This is a genomic window from Pseudomonas sp. MF06569 (assembly GCF_059862735.1).
Genome location: NZ_JCBCUZ010000007.1, coordinates 146,334 through 166,245, shown reverse-complemented (window position 1 = coordinate 166,245; position 19,912 = coordinate 146,334). Strand labels below are relative to the sequence as shown.

Here is a 19,912-nt window from a genome sequence, read left to right as displayed (position 1 = left end):
TAGCCGCTGCCGCAGGCTGCGATAAGGGCCGAAGGACCTTTAAGGCCATCGCGGCCTGCGGCAGCGACTACAGATTCATCATTATCAATAAGAGACTTTTTCATGAATCCACTTGCACGCATCACCCTGCTCAGCCTGGTCCTTGGCCTGAGCGCCTGTGCGGTTCATCAGCCTTATGAGCCGACGGCGCCATCAACGCCGATGCCGCAGCCGACGCCCCAGCCTTCCGGTAAACCGCTGCCGGACATGCCGATCCCCAAGGCGCCGAAACCCTTGCCACGCACCTCGGCCACCTTCGCCCCGCCGCCGGGTGGCCCCAGCCACTGGGATGCGCGCATGGGCGTTTACGTGCTGGACAACCAGACCAACATTTTCTACCGCCAGCGTGCCTACTACCGTTGGGACAACGGCTGGAGCCGTTCGGTGAGCCCCAACGGGCCGTGGGAAGAGACTGACATCAGCGGCGTACCGCCAGGGTTGAGTCGGCAATTCAAGTAGTGCTCAACGGCGACCTTCGGGTCGCCGTTTTTGTTTGTGGTCGGACGTTGGGTGCCAACCAGCACAATTTGACTCGAATCTGTATACTTCACGTCCGTTCGCGTCAGGGCTTTACGCTTCTGATGTAGGACTTATCTCCCGGCACCTGCCGGCCATTGCTGCAAGCACCGGGCTCAACGTGCTAGCGCACGCTTTGCCTTTTGACCTGGGACGCCACTTGCGTTCCGTCACTTGCCAGCCATCACTCTGACAACCCACGGACCTCTGTCCGCTATCGCCTGCCTGTCAGGAATTCCGGGTTGTTGCGCTTGCCGATTCCTGGCCTTTCGTTGCGTCAGTAGCGATTGCGCGCACATAAAAAGGAGAAAGGAATGTTTCAACTTTCCACCCTCACTGTGTTGCTGCTTATGTTTTGTTTCTATGGCCTGACTTTTCTGGTTTCTTTGCGTGTGGGTCGCAAGGAAGAAAATGTCGACGGTTATATGGTTTCCAATAACTCCATCGGTTTTGGCATGTCAGCCGCCAGCATGACGGCCACCTGGATCTGGGCGGCATCGTTTTATGCCGCCGCCACTGCGGGTTACAAATTCGGGATCTCGGGGGCGCTGCACTACGGCTTCTGGGGCGCGCTGATGATTTTGTTCATTTACCCCTTTGGCCGGCGATTTCGGCAGCTGGCACCCAAGGCCCACACGCTCGCTGAAATCATGCATGCACGGCACGGGCGCTCCAGCCAGATGATTCTGGCGGGTTCCAATATTGTCGGAAGCCTCATCAGCCTGATGGTCAACTTCACCGCCGCCGGGGCGTTGGTGGCGGTGCTCTCGCCGCTTAGCTTTACCCACGGCGTTCTGATTGCGGGCGTGGGTATTCTCACCTACACCATCTGGTCGGGGTTTCGCTCGTCGGTGCTCACAGATTTCGGTCAGCTGTTCGCCATGATCTTCGCTGCCGTAGTGATCATTCCGATTATTTTCTTTCAGCTGGGCGGCCCGGAACTCTTTGCCCAGGGCATGCCGAAGATCACGCCCGAGCAAGCCAGCTTCTATTCCAAAACCGCGATTCTTGAACAGGGTGCACCGTACTTCGTCGCCGTGCTGGCCTACGCCATCGGTAATCAGACCATCGCCCAGCGCCTGTTTGCCGTGCGCGAGGATTTGATGAAGTCGACCTTCGTCACGGCCACCATCGGTTATGCCTCAATCGTGATCGGGCTTGGCATGCTGGGCTTTATGGCATTGCTGGCCGGTATCGAACCGCTGGACGGCGATCTCAACAACCTGATTCCGCAAATGGCTTCGACCTACTTGCCGCCTTTTGCGGTGGGGCTGTTTTTCATCATGGTGATTGGTTCGTTGTCATCCACTGCCGACTCGGATCTGTCCGCGTTGTCGGCACTGGTCATGACCGACGTGTATGGCAAGAACATCGCCAAGGGCAAGCCAAACCCCAAAACCATGTTGTTTGTGGGGCGCCTGACCATGGTGCTGGCAACGATGCTGGCAATGATTTTCGCCAGCATGAAACTCGACATTCTGACCATGCTGATTTTTGTCGGTGCGCTGTGGGGTGCCATCGTGTTCCCTGTCATCGCCAGCCTGTATTGGGAACGGATTACCAATGCAGCGTTTACCAGTGCGGCGATCGCAGGCTTTGTGATGTTTTTGGTCGCGCGGTTCGAGTTACTGGAGATGCAGGGTTTGGTGGCGCTGTTTTTCGAAGGTTGCGCCTCGATAGGCGGCGGGGTGGTGATCGGATTGATGGCATTCGGCTTCTTGGGTAAGCGCGCCGGGTTTGTGCTGGGTGCGCTGGCCTTTATGGTGTTTGCGCCCTTTGCGTTTGGTTTTTTACGTGATTACCCGGTACTGCTCAGCTCATTGACGGCCTATGGCGTCAGTACGGTGGTGTGTGTGCTGGTGAGTTTGCGCTCCAACCAGACATTTGATTTTGACTGCATCAACGAACGGGTGGTGGCTTTTCACCACAACCCTGAGCCTGACACTGAAAACGGAGCCTCCCCATGTCCAGTTTCGCTTTGACTGCTTATGTATTGATCTGGCCGGCCATCGCGGCCGTGGTGATGCTGACACTGTGCGTGAGCCTGTGGCGCGACATGCGCAAGGCCAGGCGTGACGGTACAGATCTGGTTTAACCCGTGTAACAGGGGTTAAGACGAGAAGGCCGCGATCTGCATGTACAGCCGATCGCGGCTTTTGTGTTTCTGCACACGCGACAAAATCGCGCCATTTTTCCCCTGATTGTGTAGGGTGCTACGGGTCGTTATCAGGAGCTGGCCATGAGCCCATTTGAATTCAAGCAAGTTGATGTCTTCAGTACGGTTGCACTCAAAGGCAACCCGGTTGCCGTGGTGTTGAACGCTGACAGCCTGACCGACGGGCAGATGGCCGACTTTGCGCGCTGGACCAATCTCAGTGAAACCACCTTCGTGCTCAAACCGCAAAATCCTGAAGCGGATTACCGCTTGCGCATCTTTACCACCCTGAAAGAACTGCCGTTTGCCGGGCACCCGACGCTGGGCAGCTGTCACGCCTGGCTGGAAGCCGGGGGCACGCCCAAGGGTGAAGAAATCATTCAGGAATGCAGCGCAGGCTTGATCAGAATCCGCCGCGACGCCGGGCAACTGGCCTTTACGGCGCCGCCTCTGCTGCGTACCGGCGCTGTCGAGAGTGAATTGCTGCAACGTATCTGTGGTGGCCTGGGCATCGAGTTGCAGGCGGTGGTGCTGGCGCGTTGGGTCGACAACGGTCCCGGCTGGGTGGCGCTGATGCTGCGCGACCGCGAGCAGGTACTGGCTTTAAACCCGGATTACGCACAATTGCTGGGCCTGTCCATCGGGGTGGTTGCGCCCTGGAATGCCGGGCGTGATGGTGATGAGGCGCAGTTTGAAGTGCGTGCGTTCTGTGCCGGTGAAGGCATGCCCGAAGACCCGGTCACTGGCAGCCTGAATGCCGGGCTGGCCCAGTGGTTGATCGGCGACGGTCTGGCCCCGGTGCGCTATGTGGCCAGTCAAGGGACGGCAGTGGGGCGAGCAGGGCGCGTAGCCATTGAGCAGATCGGCGACGATATCTGGGTGGGCGGTTCGGCAGTGACCTGTATTTCGGGTTGGTTGAGCATTTGAGCTGGACGGTTGCTTGACCTGTCAGAAGTTACAGGTCAAGCCCGGGTTACACGCTGATACATTGAGAGTATTCGAGCACGGTGCTCGGCGTTGATCAGGTTGGTCAACCTGTCCACGGAGCGTCCGCATGAGTACTCTTCTGCACTCCCGCACTCCGATGTTGAATGTCATCGACAGCCGTGGTCTGCCCGTACGCCAAGTGGCGTACTGGCGGTGTGATATGAGTGCTCCATGCCCCGAATCGAGGACGACCACCTGGCACTATGACGGCGCCGGGCATCTGGTGGAGCAACGTGATGCACGGCTCACACCACCGACGGGTCGAGCGAACCTGATCAGGCACTGCAGCTTGTCGGGGAACGAGCTGCTGGCGGACAGCGTCGACGCCGGGTGGCAAGCGGGATTAAAGGACGCTTGCACACAGGGGTTGGAAAGTTGGGATGGTCGAGGCAGAAATTGGCAGCAGGTTTACGATGATCAATTGCGTCTGATCGAGGTTCGTGAGCGCCAGGGCAGTGCCGATTTCCTGACGTGTGAACGGCTGAGTTATGGCAGTCACTCACCGTTTTTTGCCGATCACAATCAATGCGGGCAACTGATCCGTCACGATGATCCGTCGGGGGTTGAACGGTTCAAAAACTATGGGTTGACCGGCCAGGTTGTGGAACAAACACGCCAATTTGCAACGGGTACGGCGCAACCCGACTGGTCGCAGCCGCTTGCGGCGCTTGAGCTGGACGACGAGGCCACCACCCACTCGTTGTTTAACGCCTTGGGCGATCTGTGCGAGCAGGTTGACGCGAAGAATAACCGGCAGATCTTGCGTCAGAATGTGAGCGGCCGATTGGGCGAAGTGCAGTTGCAGCTGGAGAGTGACGCGATTGCGAAAGTGCTGCTCGGCGCCATTCGTTATAGCGCCCATGGCCAGGCAGAACAGGAAGTTGCCGGTAATGGTGTGATCAGTACGCGCAGTTACCGGCCTGAAAGCGGGCGGCTGGACAGATTGCATGTTCGTTCACCAGAAGGGGCTGCCCTGCAGGCGCTGCAGTATGAGTACGACCCGGTTGGCAATGTGCTGAGTATCGAGGACAAGGCCCAGCCGATTCGCTTTTTTGCCAATGTGGCCATCGAACCGCTCAGCCGATTTGGGTATGACTCGCTGTATCAATTGATCGAGGCCACCGGTTTCGAGGCCGGCGAAGCCAGCAAGGGGCCCGCTTCAGTTGCAGACCCGATGGCGCGTATGCCTTATCGCCAGACGTATCGCTACGACCCGGGTGGAAATTTATTGGAGCTGACCCACGCAGGCCCCCAACACCACGGTCATCGTTTAGTCGCTGCTGCCAGCAGCAACCGTTGTTTACCTGTGCGCGAAGGTGTGGAGCCGACCGAGGAGGATTTTCGTCGCGGGTTCGATGCGAGCGGAAACCTGTTGCAGTTACAGCCGGGCTGGAAACTGACCTGGAATTCGCGCAACCAGTTGAGCGAGGTGTATCCCGTTGTGCGCGAGGGTGGCGTCAATGACAGCGAGCGGTATGCCTATGACGCGCAGGGCAGGCGAGTGCGCAAAGTCAATGAGGCGCACACCCAGGCAGGCAGTGTGGTGAGCGAAGTGCGTTATTTGCCCGGCCTTGAGGTCCGGACCCGGTCGGCAACAGGCCAGCGGTTGTGGGTCATCGACATTGAAGCCGGTCACACCAGGGTGCAGGTGCTGCACTGGGAAAATGATCTGCCGCCTGGGCAGCTCAACGACAGCTGTCGTTACAGCTTCACGGATCATCTGGGGTCGTGCGCATTGGAAGTGGACGCGTTGGCGCGGGTGATCAGTCGCCAGGTCTATCACCCGTTCGGGACCACGGCTGTAAGCGAGAGGGGGGATTCGAGCGAAAACAGTTACCGCGCTCAACGCTATGCGGGCAAGGAACTGGATGCGACCGGGCTTTACTATTACGGGCTCAGGTATTACGCCCCGTGGTTGCAACGGTGGCTGAATCCGGACCCTGCGGGGAGCGTCGATGGCTTGAATCCGTATCGAATGGTCAAGAACAACCCGGTGCTGTACACGGATGTGCTGGGGCTGGTGCCTGAAGACTTTAACCGCACCGAAAGCGCGCCTGTCGCTGAGATGCCTGTTGCTGTCGCCCGCTCGCCAGGCCTGCTGTCGCTTATAGGGTCAGGCCTGGGCAGGTTCGGCCAGGACGTGTTCAACACGGTGCGCAGCATTGTGTCAGCGGTGAGCAGCGTTTATCGGCATGTGTATCGTTCTGTGCAGGGCGTTGCCCACGAGAAGTCGGTCACGCTCAATTATCCGGATTTCACGATTAAACAGTTCGAGTTGCACAGCCCTTCAGCGCCCAAGGAGTTAATGATTCTGGCGCACGGCAGGTTGCAGTCCCCGGTACACAAGATCTATTCGGCCAGCCATAACCTTAGTTTTTATACCCATCAGAATCAGGATATGTCCGCTGCCCCGAATGATTTTTACAGGTTCCAGGCCCGCAAAGTGGGGGTTGAACCTGTTGAGGAAATTCACGTAGGAGAAGAGTCGCGGGACTATAAGCTCATGCGGGCCCCTGAAGCTGAAAGTCGCGTGTCGTCGTTTTTTCATCAGGGGCAGTTGCTGAACTCTAAACCTGAGATCACGTCGTTGTCTGACCTGGGGAACCAGAACTTCCATGATGTGCTGACGATCAAGCCGGGAAGGGATATTTCGCTTAGCAAGATACTCAAGCAAGTGCCCGGCTATTCACAGGTGCACTGTTTCTTTTGCCGGAGCCGAAACGGCAGCCCGACGGCCTATGAGCCGTTTGCCAAAAGAACGCCTGCTGCGGGCCATTGACTGGAAAGGCTCAGCCCGAAGGCGCAGGTTTTACCCTCGTGGGGCAATAATTACGCCCCCTTGGCTTTCACCGCCCGTTTTGGCTTGGCCTTGCCGGTTGCGGCCTTGCGTTTCTTTTTCCAGGCAGGTGCCGCACCCGCCGGGCTGGCCGGGCCGCTGATGGTCAGCGTCAGGGCGCTGCAACGCTCGATGTGCTTGCTCATCCAGGCCGCCTGCTTGGCGACGAATACGTCGAGGGTCATTTCGCCGCTTTGCACCATGTCCAGTGCCTGTTCCCAGATGGCCGTGGTGCCGGGGTCGGCGATGGCGCGGGGCACGGCGTCGATCAGGCTGAAGGCGGGCGCCGTGGCGGCCAGGGCCTTGCCGTTTTTGATCAGGTAACCGCGATCCAGCAAACCCTGGATGATGCCTGCCCGGGTGGCTTCGGTGCCGATGCCGGTGGTGTCCTTGAGCTTTTGCTTGAGCAGTGGGTCTTGCACCAGCTTGGCGACGTTTTTCATCGCCTTGATCAGGTCGCCTTCGGTGAAGGGCTTGGGTGGCTGGGTCCACAGGTCTTTGAGGTTGACCCCGGCAATCGCGCAGTCCAGGCCTTCGCGCAATGCAGGCAACGGTTGTGGTGCCGGGGCTTCGCGGCCCTTGGCCGGGGCCAGGGCTTCGGGCAGTGCGCGCTTCCAGCCGGGCTCGACGATTTGCTTGCCGACGGCACGCACATTTTGTCCTGCGCAATCGAAGTCGGCCTGGGTGCGGTCGTATTCGTGGTTGGGCAGAAATTGCGCCAGGTAGCGTGCGCGAATCAGCGTATACACGGCGCGGTGTTTGCCGCTCAGGCGTTCAAGGTTTTTGGCAGCCGCCGTGGGGATGATGCCGTGGTGGGCGCTGACCTTGGCATCGTTCCAGGCCCGTGAACGGCGCTGGGGGTCCAGATGCGCGGCCAGTGCCCCCAATGCCGGGTCTGCGTGTTGCAGGGCGCTCAGGATCGACGGTGCTTCGCCGTGCTGGCTTTGTGGCAGGTAGCCACAGTCGCTGCGCGGGTAGGTGATCACTTTGTAGGTTTCGTACAGGGCCTGGGCGACGTCCAGGGTTTCCTGGGCGCCCAGGCCGAGTTTTTTTGAACACACCTCTTGCAGCGTGCCCAGGTCGAACGGCAAGGGTGCCACTTCACGCATGCGCTCGGTGCGCAGCTTGATCACCCGGGCGCTGCTGGCGCTATTCATCGCGGCGGCGGCCTGCTGTGCATGGGCCTGGTTGAGGCAGCGGTCCTGGTCGTCGCACGTGTCGGGATCCGCGCGCCATTGCGCGGTGAACAACTGCCCGTCGTGTTTGAGTTGCACATCAATGGCCCAGTAGGCCACGGGGATAAAGTCGCTGATGCTGCGATCACGGTCGACGACCAGGCGCAGCGTCGGGGTTTGCACCCGGCCCACCGGCAACACGCCCTGATAGCCGGACTGGCGACCGAGCAGGGTGAACAGGCGGCTCATGTTCATGCCGATCAACCAGTCGGCCCGTGAGCGTCCCAGTGCCGAGTGGTAGAGGTTGAAGGTTTCGGCCCCCGGTTTGAGTGCGGCCAGGGCCTTGCGAATGGAGGCGTCGTCCAGGGCTGACAGCCACAGGCGCTGGATCGGGCCGCGATAGCGGCAGTGCTCGACCAGCTCGCGGGCGATCATCTCGCCTTCACGGTCGGCGTCGGTGGCGATCACCAGTTCGCTGGCTTCCCCGAGCAGGCGCTTGACGGCCTTGAACTGGCTGGCGGTCTTGGGCTTGACGCGCATTTTCCATTTTTCGGGAACGATCGGCAGGTCGGCCAGTACCCAGCGTTTGTAGCGCTCGTCGTAGGCGTCGGGCGGGGCGGTTTCGAGCAGGTGGCCGATGCACCAGGTGACGGTGGCAGCGGGGCCGATCCAGCAGCCATCACCGCGTCGGCTGGCACCGAGTACGGCGGCGATATCTTTGGCCTGGGAGGGTTTTTCACACAAAAACAACCGCATCGCTCAACTCATTCAGGGTGCGCAGAAGACGCACAGCATGGGCAGAGACGGGCGCGAGGGCAAGTGTTTTTACTGGTTTTTTGTACAGCTATTGCGGGGAGGGTAATGCTCTTCCCGTAGTCGCTGCCGAGGCACGAAGGCTGCGAGCTTTTAACTTGCAGCGACGGGAGTCAGGAACTCGCAGCCTTCGTTCCTCGGCAGCGACTACGGCGCTGTCGAGGTTGGTGGGATTATTGACCGTTATAGATCTGGTCGAACACGCCACCGTCGTTGAAGTACTTTTTCTGCACGTCGCGCCAGTCACCGAAGGTTTTCTCAACCGACAGGAAGTCGACTTTCGGGAAGCGGTCGTTGTATTTGGCCAGTACTGCCTTGTCACGTGGACGCAGGTAGTTGTTGGCGGCGATTTCCTGGCCTTCAGGGGACCACAGGTACTTCAGATAGGCGTCAGCGGTTGCGCGGGTGCCTTTTTTGTCGACCACTTTGTCGACCACGCTCACTGGCGGCTCGGCTTCTGCCGATACGCTCGGGTAGATCACTTCGAACTGGTCGCGGCCAAATTCACGGGCAATCATTTCAGCTTCGTTTTCGAAGGTCACCAGCACGTCGCCGATCTGGTTGGTCATGAAGGTGGTGGTGGCTGCACGGCCACCGGTGTCGAGTACCGGCGCTTGCTTGAACAGCTTGGCGACAAAGTCTTTGGCCTTGGTTTCGTCACCGCCGTTTTTCAGCACATAACCCCAGGCCGAGAGGAAGGTGTAGCGGCCGTTGCCCGAGGTTTTCGGGTTGGGCACGATCACCTGTACGCCGTCCTTGAGCAGGTCAGGCCAGTCGTTCAGGGCTTTCGGGTTGCCTTTGCGCACGATAAACACAGTGGCCGAGGTGAACGGCGCGCTGTTGTCGGGCAGGCGTGTGACCCAGTTTTGCGGGACCAGCTGGCCGTTGTCGGCCAGGGCGTTGATGTCGGTGGCCATGTTCATGGTGATCACGTCAGCCGGCAGGCCGTCGATGACTGAACGGGCCTGTTTGCTGGAGCCGCCGAAGGACATTTGTATGTTGAGCTTTTCGCCGTTGTGCTCTTGTGCCCAGTGCTTCTGGAAGGCCGCGTTGTAGTCCTTGTAGAAGTCACGCATCACGTCGTAGGACACGTTCAGCAACGGCGGAGGAGTCGCTGCGTGAGCGACGCTGCCGAGGGCCAGGCCTACGGCCAGAATTGAAGCACTAAAGAGTTTTTTCACTGCGAATTCCTTGTTATGGAGAGCAATAAGGGCAATTTGCCAGCAACTATAGCGGCTGACGCATAGTCCTTAAAAGATTAAAAAGTGCTGTGGTTATGCATTTTTAGCAAAGAGTGCATTGCCGCAACGGGAACAAAAAGAAGCCGATTGTTCGTGGGTGTTTTTCTTGCAGGTGGGGCAGTCGTGCTTGAGCTGTTCGCCGCGCATGGCATTGGCCAGCTCGGCGGTGAAGATGCCGGTGGGCACGGCAATGATCGAGTAGCCGGTGATCATTACCATGGCCGAGATCACTTGGCCCAGCACAGTCTTGGGCACGATGTCGCCAAAGCCCACGGTCGTCAGGGTGACGATGGCCCAGTAAATGCTCACCGGGATGCTGGTAAAGCCGTTTTCCGGGCCTTCGACCACGTACATCAGGCTGCCGAACACCGTGACCAGGGTCGAGACACTGACCAGGAACACGATGATTTTCTGCTTGCTGCCGCGCAGGGCCGCGAGCAGGTAGTTGGCCTGGCTCAGGTAGGGTCGCAGCTTGAGGATGCGAAAAATGCGCAGCATTCGAATGATGCGGATAATCAGCAGGTACTGCGCGTCGCTGTAATAGATCGCCAGGATCCCCGGCACGATGGCCAGCAAATCCACCAGCCCGTAGAAGCTGAAGGCGTAACGCAGCGGTTTGGGGGAGCAATACAGGCGCAGGCCGTACTCGATGGCAAAGACAAAGGTAAAGCCCCACTCGATATAGGCCAGCATGTTGGCGTAGTCGCGGTGAATGCTGTTGATGCTGTCGAGCACCACCACCACCAGGCTGCACATGATGATCAGCAGCAGTGCGGTGTCAAAGCGCCGTCCTGCGGGTGTGTCGGCCTGGAAGACCATGATGTACAGGCGCTGGCGCCAATCCTTGTTGTCCATGCAGGTTGCTCGATGCCCAAATGTCAGAAGGTTCGAGTATTAACGCTCAATGCGCAACCTGCATTGTTCTTCAGCATCGGGTGCCTGGGGGCTGAGTATCCGTACGCTGGCATGTACCAACCAGCAACTGAGAATAAACGGCGCCGTTAATGGCGCAAGCCCCAGGGCGATAAACCCGGGTGTAAGCAACAGGGTGACGAGGATGCCGACTAATGGAAGCCACGGCCGACGTCGCTGCTGGCTCAGGGCCAATGCGGCGAGTACCGGGTTGTAGCCTGCCAGGCCGTCCAGTGCGGCGGCCGTGTCCTGTTGATAAAGCCCAAATGCCAGGCCCGCCAGAGAGCCCGTAATGGCCCATAGCGCCGCCCGATGACTGCTCAGGCACAGGCCGAGCACAATCAGCAGCCCGGCAACGGGGTGCTGTAGCAGCATCACTTGGGCCACGCCTTTGAACACGGCCTGTACCAGCGTCAGGCTGTTGACGGCCTGATCGGGGGTCAGGGCAGGGGCAGGGGTGTTGTTCAGGTGCAGCAAGATCCAGCCAAGTGCCACAAACGGCGCGGTATAGGCCAGCAGGCTTTGCCCGTGGGCGGCGCGTTTTAGCCACTGGTGGACGAGCATCGTGCTCAATCCTGCACTGGCAATAATCAGCAGGGGCAACAGGGCGGACCACTCCAGTTGGTGGCTCAACAGCAACCCCAGCAAGATGCCGTTGTAACTGTAGAGCCCGGCCTGGCGTTCGGCTTTGGGGTAGTCGCGACGTTGCGCGGTCAAGAGCCCCGCAACACCGCCCAGCAAGGCGCCACCGAGCAGGGTGGGAGCACTGAGCAGAATCGCCAGCAGGCACATCACTCCGCACAGCGGATGGCGCTGGAGGAAGATCTGGCTGAAACCGGCGCACAGGGCAGTCGCCCAGTCGGGGCAGGGGTGTGAACTCATGATTGTTACCTGGTAGTCGCTGCCGAGGCACGAAGGCTGCGAGCTCTTGATTGGCTCCCTGCATGATCAAGAACTCGCAGCCTTCGTGCCTCGGCAGCGACTACAGGTAGTGCGGTCTCCCCAAAAAAGGGCAGACCGGCGGGGTTACTTGTCGCGAATCGAGAAGTTGGCCATGTGTTCCAGGCCCTTGATCAGCGCCGAGTGGTCCCAGTTGCTGCCACCGATGGCGGCGCAGGTGCTGAACACTTGTTGGGCGTTGGCGGTGTTGGGCAGGTTGATCCCCAGTTCGCGGGCGCCTGCGAGGGCCAGGTTGAGGTCCTTCTGGTGCAGGCTGATACGGAAACCCGGATCGAAGGTGCCCTTGATCATGCGCTCGCCGTGGACTTCAAGGATTTTTGACGAAGCAAACCCACCCATCAGGGCTTCGCGAACCTTGGCCGGGTCGGCACCGTTCTTGGCGGCAAACACCAACGCTTCAGCCACTGCCTGAATGTTCAGGGCAACGATGATCTGGTTGGCCACCTTGGCGGTCTGACCGTCGCCATTGCCGCCGACCAGGGTGATGTTTTTGCCCATGCTCTGGAGCAGGGGAAGGGCGCGGGCGAAGGTTTTTTCGTCGCCGCCGACCATGATGCTCAGGCTGCCAGCCTTGGCGCCCACTTCACCGCCAGACACTGGGGCGTCCAGGTACTGCGCGCCCTTGGCGTTGATTTTTTCAGCGAAGGCTTTGGTTGCCGTCGGCGAGATCGAACTCATGTCGATCACCACCTTGTTCGGGCTCAGGCCTGCGGCGATGCCGTCTTCACGGAACAGCACGTCTTCGACCTGAGGGGTGTCCGGCACCATGACAATAATGAATTCGGCTTCCTGGGCCACTTCTCGCGGGCTGGCCAGGGCGATTGCGCCTGCGGCGACCAGATCGGCCGGTGCGGCGCCGTGATGGGTCGACAGAAACAGGCTGTGCCCGGCCTTTTGCAGGTTGCTGGCCATAGGCGAACCCATGATGCCTGTGCCGATAAATCCGATTTTAGCCATGACAAATCCTCTTGTTTTTCTTAGGGCGATTCAGAGTAGGTGGGCTGATGTGGGAGCGGGCTTGCTCGCGAGGGGAGCGCTGTGGAGTGACAGGTACACCGCGTCGTTGCCATCGCGAGCAAGCCCGCTCCCACAGAGTTACACCGCGTTATGGGTCTTGAGCCACGCCAGACCGGCTTCGGTGCTGGTCAGTGGCTTGTATTCGCAACCCACCCAGCCCTGATAGCCAATGCGGTCCAGGTGATCGAACAGGAAGCGGTAGTTGATTTCGCCAGTGCCCGGCTCATGGCGGCCCGGGTTATCGGCCAGCTGGATATGGTTGATGTGCCCCAGGTGCGTTTGCATGGTGCGGGCCAGATCGCCCTCCATGATTTGCATGTGGTAGATGTCGTATTGCAGGAACAGGTTGGTGCTGCCGACCTTTTCCTGAATGGCCAGGGCCTGTTTCGTGTTGTTCAGGTAAAAGCCCGGAATGTCGAGGGTGTTGATCGACTCCATGACCAGCTTGATGCCCGCCGCCTGAAGCTTGTCGGCCGCGTATTTGAGGTTGGTGACGAAGGTTTTTTCGATCAGCGCATCGTCTGCGCCTTGTGGGCGAATCCCCGCCAGGCAGTTGATCTGGTCGTTGCCCAGCACCTGGGCGTAAGCAATGGCCAGGTCAACCCCGGCACGGAACTCCTCGACCCGATCCGGATGGCAGGCGATCCCGCGCTCACCCTTGGCCCAGTCACCGGCCGGCAGGTTGAACAGCACTTGGGTCAGCTTGTTGGCATCGAGCTGCGCCTTGATCTCGGCAGAGCTGTAGTCGTAAGGGAACAGGTATTCAACGCCATGAAAACCAGCGTTGGCAGCCGCTTGAAAACGGACAAGGAAATCCTGTTCGGTGAACAGCATGGACAGGTTGGCGGCAAAACGCGGCATGGTGAACTCCTGCAAATAGGTGGCCCCTCTCCTTTAAAGAGAGGGGCAGTCAATTAATCCAGCATCGAAATGGCGGTCGGTGCATCGTTGCCCACCAGCGCCAGGTCTTCAAATTCGTTCACGGCGTTGATTTCGGTGCCCATCGAGATATTGGTCACGCGCTCCAGGATGATTTCCACCATCACGGGTACGCGGAACTCCTTGATCAGCTCCTGGGCCTTGCGCAGTGCAGGCTGGATTTCACTCGGTTCGAACACACGCAAGGCCTTGCAGCCCAGGCCTTGAACGACGGCAACGTGGTCAACGCCATAGCCGTTGAGTTCGGGTGCGTTGAGGTTGTCGAAAGCCAACTGAACGCAGTAGTCCATTTCAAACCCGCGTTGCGCCTGACGAATCAGCCCAAGGTAGGAGTTGTTCACCACGACGTGGATATACGGCAGGTTGAACTGTGCGCCCACGGCCAGTTCTTCGATCATGAACTGGAAGTCATAGTCGCCGGACAGCGCCACCACATTACGGTCGGGGTCGGCCTTGACCACGCCCAGCGCCGCAGGAATGGTCCAGCCCAGAGGGCCGGCCTGACCGCAGTTGATCCAGTGACGCGGCTTGTAAACGTGCAGGAACTGCGCACCGGCAATCTGCGACAAACCGATGGTGCTGACGTAGCACGTGTCTTTGCCGAACACCTGGTTCATCTCTTCGTACACGCGCTGGGGTTTGACCGGCACGTTGTCGAAGTGAGTCTTGCGGTGCAGCGTGGCCTTGCGTTGCTGGCAGTCTTGCAGCCAGGCGCTGCGGTTTTTCAGCTTGCCGGCGGCCTTCCATTCGCGGGCCACTTCAAGGAATACCTTGAGCGCGGAACCTGCGTCGGAAACGATGCCCAGATCCGGGTTGAACACGCGGCCGATCTGGGTTGGCTCGATATCGACGTGTATGAACTTGCGACCCTCGGTGTAAACGTCGACCGAACCGGTATGACGGTTGGCCCAACGGTTGCCGATGCCCAGTACCACGTCGGACTTGAGCAGGGTGGCGTTGCCGTAGCGGTGGGACGTCTGCAGGCCGACCATGCCCACCATCAGCGGGTGATCGTCGGCAATCGTGCCCCAGCCCATCAGGGTCGGGATGACCGGGATGCCGGTCAACTCGGCGAATTCCACCAGCAACTCGCTGGCGTCGGCGTTGATGACGCCCCCGCCACTGACCAGCAGCGGGCGTTCGGCCTGATCGAGCAGGGCCAGGACTTTTTCAGCCTGCAATCGGGTCGCCGATGGCTTGGCCAATGGCAGCGGTTCGTAGGCATCGATGTCGAATTCGATTTCGGCCATTTGTACATCGAACGGCAAGTCGATCAGCACCGGGCCGGGACGCCCGGAGCGCATTTCGTAAAAGGCTTTCTGGAAGGCGTAAGGCACCTGGCCTGGTTCCATCACGGTGGTCGACCACTTGGTGACGGGTTTGACGATGGTGGTGATATCGACTGCCTGGAAGTCTTCTTTATGCATCCGCGCCCGTGGTGCCTGGCCGGTGATGCACAGAATCGGGATCGAGTCGGCCGAAGCGCTGTACAGGCCCGTCACCATGTCGGTGCCTGCCGGGCCCGAAGTGCCGATGCACACGCCGATATTGCCGGCCTTGGTACGGGTGTAGCCCTCGGCCATGTGCGAGGCGCCTTCCACGTGGCGAGCAAGGACGTGATCGATGCCACCGACCTTTTGCAGGGCCGAGTACAACGGGTTGATTGCGGCACCCGGGATACCGAACGCGGTATCGACACCTTCGCGACGCATCACCAGAACGGCGGCTTCGATTGCTCTCATTTTGCTCATTGTTTTGTGCCTATTACGTTTTGTAATTGTATACAAGTGGCTGTTGAGCGAGTGTATTCATCCTCCGCGGTGCAGGTCAATGGCTTTTGTTGAATCTGTGACTGATGAGTCCCAGTCCCTGTATTCAGGCACTGTCGGTATTTTTTAAATGATTGGCTTATTAAAATTGTATACAAAACAATTTTATATTGTGTTCTATTGTCTGCATTGAATGCGCCTTGAAGCGGCGCGCGAAAGGCTTTCCATAACAAGATAAGGACGGCAACCATGAGTGCTTTAACCTTGAAAGTCGCTTTAGACCTTACTGCTCAGGCCTTGAGCACGGGGCGCCAGATCAGCGCGGCACCGTTAACGGTGGCGGTGCTCGACAGTGGCGGACATCTGTTGGCGCTGCAGCGCGAGGATGGCGCCAGCCTGTTGCGTCCCAGCATCGCGATTGGCAAAGCCTGGGGCGCGATTGCCCTGGGCAAGGGTTCGCGTTTGCTGGCGCTCGACGCACAGCAGCGGCCGGCGTTTTATGCCGCCCTTAACGGGATGGGGCAGAGCGACGTCGTACCGGCGCCTGGAGGGGTGTTGATCCGTGATCAATCGGGGCAAGTGGTCGGCGCGATCGGCATCAGCGGGGATACTTCGGACATCGACGAGCAGTGCGCGATCAGTGCAGTGGAAGCGCTGGGCTTGCGGGCGGATGCGGGGGTGGTGGTCTAACCGCAGAGACCGTATTGAGGCGGGGCGGACCTTGTGGGAGCGGGCTTGCTCGCGATGCAAACGGCGCGGTCCCTCAGGAGTGCGCGGTGATGCCATCGCGAGCAAGCCCGCTCCCACAGGTTTCGAAGAGGGGCTCAGTCTGGAGTACAACCCTTGAGCACCAGCCGGATGATGGTCTGGGTCGCGGCTTCGTAGTCGCTGTCTTCGAGTTTGGCCTTGCCGGTGATGGCGGTGATCTGCCAGTCAAAATCGGCGTAGGTCTGGGTCGCCGCCCAGATGCTGAACATCAGGTGATGGGGGTCGATCGGGGCTATCTGGCCACGGTCGATCCAGATCTGGATGCAGTCGATGTTGTGCTTGGCCTGGACGTTGAGCTGTTCGACCTGTTTTTCGCTCAGGTGCGGGGCGCCGTGCATGATCTCGCTGGCAAACACCTTGGAGGCAAACGGCAAGTCGCGTGAAATGAGGATTTTTGAGCGGATGTAATTGCTCAGCACTTCGTTCGGTTCGCCATCGGCATTGAACGGTGTCGAAGCCCGCAGAATCGGGTCAATAATGCTCTCAAGTACCTCGCGATAGAGGTTTTCCTTGGATTTGAAGTAGTAGTAGACGTTGGGCTTGGGCACGCCTGCCTTGGCCGCGATGTCGCTGGTTTTGCTGGCGGCGAAACCCTTGTCAGCGAACTCTTCGCTGGCGGCACGCAAAATCAGTTCTTTATTACGCTCGCGGATACTGCTCATAAACCCGATATGTCCTTGCCTGCTGGGGCGGTCGGGCATGGTAGCACCGGGCTTGCAAGTGGCTCAAGATTGCAGCTTTCGGGCTGTCACGCGCTATGCTTGTGGCCATTCAATCCTAAAGGACGTTTTTCTATGGCTGGCAGTAGCTTGCTGATGTTGCTCGACGATATTGCCGCCGTGCTCGATGACGTCGCACTGATGACTAAAGTGGCCGCCAAAAAAACCGCCGGGGTGCTGGGCGACGATCTGGCGCTCAACGCCCAGCAGGTCTCGGGCGTGCGGGCCGACCGGGAGTTGCCGGTGGTGTGGGCCGTGGCCAAGGGCTCGTTTCGCAATAAGCTGATCCTGGTACCCGCAGCACTGGCCATCAGCGCATTTGCGCCGTGGGCGGTGACACCGTTGTTGATGGTGGGCGGTGCATATCTGTGTTTTGAGGGTTTTGAGAAGGTTGCCCATAGCCTCACACACAGCAAGGCTGACGCCCAAAACCAGCGCCAGGCATTGCAAGAGTCGCTGGCCGGCGCTGAAGTCGACCTGGCGGCGTTTGAAAAGGACAAGGTCAAGGGCGCAGTGCGCACGGACTTCATTCTGTCGGCCGAAATCATTGCCATCACCCTGGGAATCGTCTCCGAGTCACCGCTGATGCAACAAGTGGTGGTGTTGTCGGGGATCGCGATTGTGATGACGATCGGCGTCTATGGCGTGGTGGGCGGTATCGTCAAGCTCGACGATGGTGGCTTGTACTTGAGCAAAAAAACCGGCGACGGTGCATGGCCGCGGTTCCAGCGCAGTTTTGGCCGCGGCGTGTTGAGCGCTGCGCCTTACATGATGAAAAGCCTGACAGTGATCGGCACGGCGGCGATGTTTATGGTCGGCGGCGGCATCCTGACCCACGGCGTACCGGCGCTGCATCACTGGGTTGAAGGCGTGGCCCAAGGCAGCGCGCAATGGCTGGGCGTGGTCTCGGCAATCGTGCCGACCTTGCTCAACGCCGTGGCCGGCATTATTGCCGGCGCAGTGGTGCTGGCGGTGGTGTCTGGTGTGAGCAAGGTCTGGCGCGCGGTCAAAGGCTAGGCCGCTATGGCGCGGGGTACGGTGCTGTCCTGCAGCAGGCGGTAGCCAAGCACGGCGAACAGCACCATCACGCCACCGGCAGCCAGGGACACGGTAAAGCCCGCCTGGGCGCCGTAAGCGTCCACCACCCAGCCACCCAGGACGGCGCCAAGGGCAACCCCCATGCCCAGGCCGGTAATCATCCAGGTCAGGCCCTCGGTCAGTTTGGCGGGCGGTACGATGTTTTCCACCAGGCCCATGGCGGTGATCAGGGTTGGCGCAAAAAACAGCCCGGCGACCAGCATTCCCACGGCCAGCGTCGCGACGCTGTCGACCCACATCAGTGGCACCATCGTGACCGATGTGGCCAGTGCCCCCAGCACAAACAGTTTGGGCAGCGGCATGTTCAGTTTGAGCGTGCCGAAGATCAGCCCGGCGACACAAGAACCGAAGGCGTACATCGACAGTACGATGCTGGCAGCCGCAGGCTGGCCCTGATGCTGGGCAAAGGCCACGCTGACCACGTCCACTGTGCCCACAATCGTCCCCAGCCCAAGCAAGGCCAGCAGCAGGATCACCACGGCGCCCTGGCGCAGTACGCTGCCACCGTGTTCGTTGCTGCGCGGATGTACCGGCGGTTCGGTCTTGCGTTGCAGCACAAACACGCTGACGCCAATGGCCAGCAGGATGGCTGCCGCCAGTGGCCCGGCCTGGGGGAACAGGGCGACGCTCAGGCCCACGGAAATCGGCGGGCCGATAATGAAGCTGACCTCATCGAGTACCGACTCGAATGAAAACGCGGTGTGCAATTTGGGCGAGCCGCGGTACAGCTCGGTCCAGCGTGCCCGCACCATCGCCGACATGCTGGGCATGCAGCCCGACAGTGCGGCGAACACAAACAGCGTCCAGTCCGGCGCGCCAAAATGGCTGCACAGCAGCAGGGCCAGCAGGCCGCTGACGCCAATGGCGGTGACGCCCGGCAGGATGCGGCTCTGGCCGTAGCGGTCGACCCAGCGTGAGATCTGCGGTGCCAGCAGGGCAGTGGCCAGGGCAAAGGTGGCGGCCACGCCACCGGCCAGCCAATAGGAGCCCTGCAACTGTGCAAGCATGGTGATGATGCCGATGCCGACCATGGATATCGGCATCCGTGCGATCAGGCCCGCGCCGCTGAAAGCCTTGGTGCCGGGGGCGCTGAAAATCTCGCGATAAGGGTTAGCCATACAAGCTCCGGAACATTGAGTGGACACACTGTGATTCTGTAGTCGCTGCCGCAGGCTGCGAAGGGAGCCGCGGAGCATTTTGGAAAACGGGTTGCAGAGCAACCCTTCGCAGCCTGCGGCAGCGACTACATATTTTCGTGAATGCTACATACGCGGCGTATGTAGAAATATACGCATACATGGCGTATGTCAATTAACATACGTCGTGTATCCCAAATTAAAGGTGGCAGGCATGGCGCCCAAAGCGCGGTCGCAAATGATCGAAGAAACCCGTGGCAAGCTGCTTGAAGCTGCACGGCTGGCCTTTGGTTCGGTGGGCTACGCCCAGACCTCGATGGATGAGTTGACGGCTTCGGTGGGCTTGACGCGCGGGGCGCTGTATCACCATTTCGGTGACAAAAAGGGTTTGTTTCAGGCGGTGGCCCAGCAAATCGATGCCGAGCTGGATGCGCAACTGGCCCAGGTGCTTGAGCAAGCCGACAGCCAGTGGCAAGGGTTTCAGGATCAGTGCCGGCTGTATCTGGAGATGGCCCTGCAAATCGAAGTGCAGCGCATTTTGTTGCGGGATGCGCCTTCGGTGCTGGGCTCGCAATACGTGCAGAACACTCAGTCAGTGTGCTGTCTGTCGATGGCGGCGATGCTGCAAGGCTTGATGGATACACACGTGATTCAACGCACCGACCCCGAGGCGCTGGCGCGCCTGATTCAGGGCGGCTTGATGGATGCGTCGTTCTGGATTGCCGAGGCCGACAACCCGCCGCAGCGTCTGGCGGCTGCGCTGGACAGCCTGGACCTGATGCTGCGGGGTTTGTTGCAGGTGCCCCAGGCGCGATAAGGCGCCCGGGGCTCG

Annotated in this window: 17 protein-coding genes; 8 read left to right on the top strand and 9 right to left on the bottom strand. The window is 59.7% G+C overall.

The window, feature by feature from the left end; genetic code table 11:
* Positions 1 to 102 precede the first annotated feature (102 nt).
* The 5 genes from AC19YQ_RS10015 to AC19YQ_RS09995 all read left to right on the top strand — a co-directional run bounded on the left by AC19YQ_RS10015 (position 103) and on the right by AC19YQ_RS09995 (position 6,476).
* Positions 103 to 498: a hypothetical protein gene (locus AC19YQ_RS10015; RefSeq protein ID WP_500595044.1), complete on the top strand. Its 396-nt coding sequence runs from the start codon at positions 103 to 105 to the stop codon at positions 496 to 498.
* 371 nt (positions 499 to 869) lie between these two features.
* Positions 870 to 2,537, top strand: coding sequence for a sodium:solute symporter family protein (locus AC19YQ_RS10010; protein ID WP_339476743.1), 1,668 nt, complete (start codon positions 870 to 872; stop codon positions 2,535 to 2,537).
* Positions 2,519 to 2,650: a putative transporter small subunit gene (locus AC19YQ_RS10005; protein ID WP_219261025.1), complete on the top strand. Its 132-nt coding sequence runs from the start codon at positions 2,519 to 2,521 to the stop codon at positions 2,648 to 2,650. The genes AC19YQ_RS10010 and AC19YQ_RS10005 overlap by 19 nt, the downstream gene beginning before the upstream one ends.
* A 144-nt stretch (positions 2,651 to 2,794) precedes the next feature.
* Positions 2,795 to 3,637, top strand: a complete 843-nt coding sequence (locus AC19YQ_RS10000; protein ID WP_500595043.1) for a PhzF family phenazine biosynthesis protein — start codon at positions 2,795 to 2,797, stop codon at positions 3,635 to 3,637.
* Between the two features lie 127 nt (positions 3,638 to 3,764).
* Positions 3,765 to 6,476, top strand: a complete 2,712-nt coding sequence (locus tag AC19YQ_RS09995) for an RHS repeat domain-containing protein (RefSeq protein ID WP_500595042.1) — start codon at positions 3,765 to 3,767, stop codon at positions 6,474 to 6,476.
* Between the two features lie 50 nt (positions 6,477 to 6,526).
* Here AC19YQ_RS09995 and AC19YQ_RS09990 read toward each other — a convergent pair whose 3' ends face one another.
* The 7 genes from AC19YQ_RS09990 to gcl form a co-directional block, all read right to left on the bottom strand.
* The gene (locus AC19YQ_RS09990) at positions 6,527 to 8,464 is read right to left on the bottom strand and encodes a DNA topoisomerase III (RefSeq protein ID WP_339476736.1); all 1,938 of its coding nucleotides are present in this window, start codon (positions 8,462 to 8,464) and stop codon (positions 6,527 to 6,529) included.
* Between the two features lie 230 nt (positions 8,465 to 8,694).
* Positions 8,695 to 9,702, bottom strand: coding sequence for a sulfate ABC transporter substrate-binding protein (locus AC19YQ_RS09985; protein WP_133076045.1), 1,008 nt, complete (start codon positions 9,700 to 9,702; stop codon positions 8,695 to 8,697).
* 93 nt (positions 9,703 to 9,795) lie between these two features.
* Positions 9,796 to 10,617, bottom strand: a complete 822-nt coding sequence (locus AC19YQ_RS09980; protein ID WP_133076046.1) for an ion transporter — start codon at positions 10,615 to 10,617, stop codon at positions 9,796 to 9,798.
* A gap of 39 nt (positions 10,618 to 10,656) precedes the next feature.
* A complete protein-coding gene (locus AC19YQ_RS09975) occupies positions 10,657 to 11,556 on the bottom strand; it encodes an urea transporter (RefSeq protein ID WP_500595041.1) in 900 nt (299 codons plus the stop codon).
* Between the two features lie 144 nt (positions 11,557 to 11,700).
* On the bottom strand, positions 11,701 to 12,591 hold the full coding sequence (locus AC19YQ_RS09970) for a 2-hydroxy-3-oxopropionate reductase (protein ID WP_046809691.1): 891 nt from the start codon (positions 12,589 to 12,591) through the stop codon (positions 11,701 to 11,703).
* A gap of 138 nt (positions 12,592 to 12,729) precedes the next feature.
* On the bottom strand, positions 12,730 to 13,512 hold the full coding sequence (hyi, locus tag AC19YQ_RS09965; protein ID WP_500595040.1) for a hydroxypyruvate isomerase: 783 nt from the start codon (positions 13,510 to 13,512) through the stop codon (positions 12,730 to 12,732).
* Between the two features lie 53 nt (positions 13,513 to 13,565).
* Entirely contained in the window at positions 13,566 to 15,341 is a 1,776-nt protein-coding gene (gcl, locus tag AC19YQ_RS09960; RefSeq protein WP_326397663.1) for a glyoxylate carboligase, read from the bottom strand.
* Positions 15,342 to 15,608: 267 nt separating this feature from the next.
* Here gcl and AC19YQ_RS09955 point away from each other — a divergent pair, with 267 nt between their 5' ends.
* Entirely contained in the window at positions 15,609 to 16,049 is a 441-nt protein-coding gene (locus AC19YQ_RS09955) for a GlcG/HbpS family heme-binding protein (RefSeq protein ID WP_048360808.1), read from the top strand.
* Positions 16,050 to 16,183: 134 nt separating this feature from the next.
* On the opposite strand, the gene AC19YQ_RS09950 is transcribed toward AC19YQ_RS09955, so the two are convergent.
* Positions 16,184 to 16,789 (bottom strand): TetR/AcrR family transcriptional regulator, encoded by a 606-nt coding sequence (locus tag AC19YQ_RS09950; protein WP_219261031.1) that lies wholly within the window; start codon positions 16,787 to 16,789, stop codon positions 16,184 to 16,186.
* A 132-nt stretch (positions 16,790 to 16,921) separates the two neighbouring features.
* Here AC19YQ_RS09950 and AC19YQ_RS09945 point away from each other — a divergent pair, with 132 nt between their 5' ends.
* A complete protein-coding gene (locus AC19YQ_RS09945) occupies positions 16,922 to 17,863 on the top strand; it encodes a DUF808 domain-containing protein (protein ID WP_500595039.1) in 942 nt (313 codons plus the stop codon).
* Here AC19YQ_RS09945 and AC19YQ_RS09940 read toward each other — a convergent pair.
* On the bottom strand, positions 17,860 to 19,062 hold the full coding sequence (locus AC19YQ_RS09940) for an MFS transporter (protein WP_339478231.1): 1,203 nt from the start codon (positions 19,060 to 19,062) through the stop codon (positions 17,860 to 17,862). The two genes, AC19YQ_RS09945 and AC19YQ_RS09940, sit on opposite strands and share 4 nt — an antisense overlap.
* Positions 19,063 to 19,294: 232 nt before the next feature.
* On the opposite strand from AC19YQ_RS09940, the gene AC19YQ_RS09935 reads away from it, so the two are divergent.
* Positions 19,295 to 19,897: a TetR/AcrR family transcriptional regulator gene (locus AC19YQ_RS09935; protein ID WP_133076054.1), complete on the top strand. Its 603-nt coding sequence runs from the start codon at positions 19,295 to 19,297 to the stop codon at positions 19,895 to 19,897.
* Positions 19,898 to 19,912: the final 15 nt, after the last annotated feature.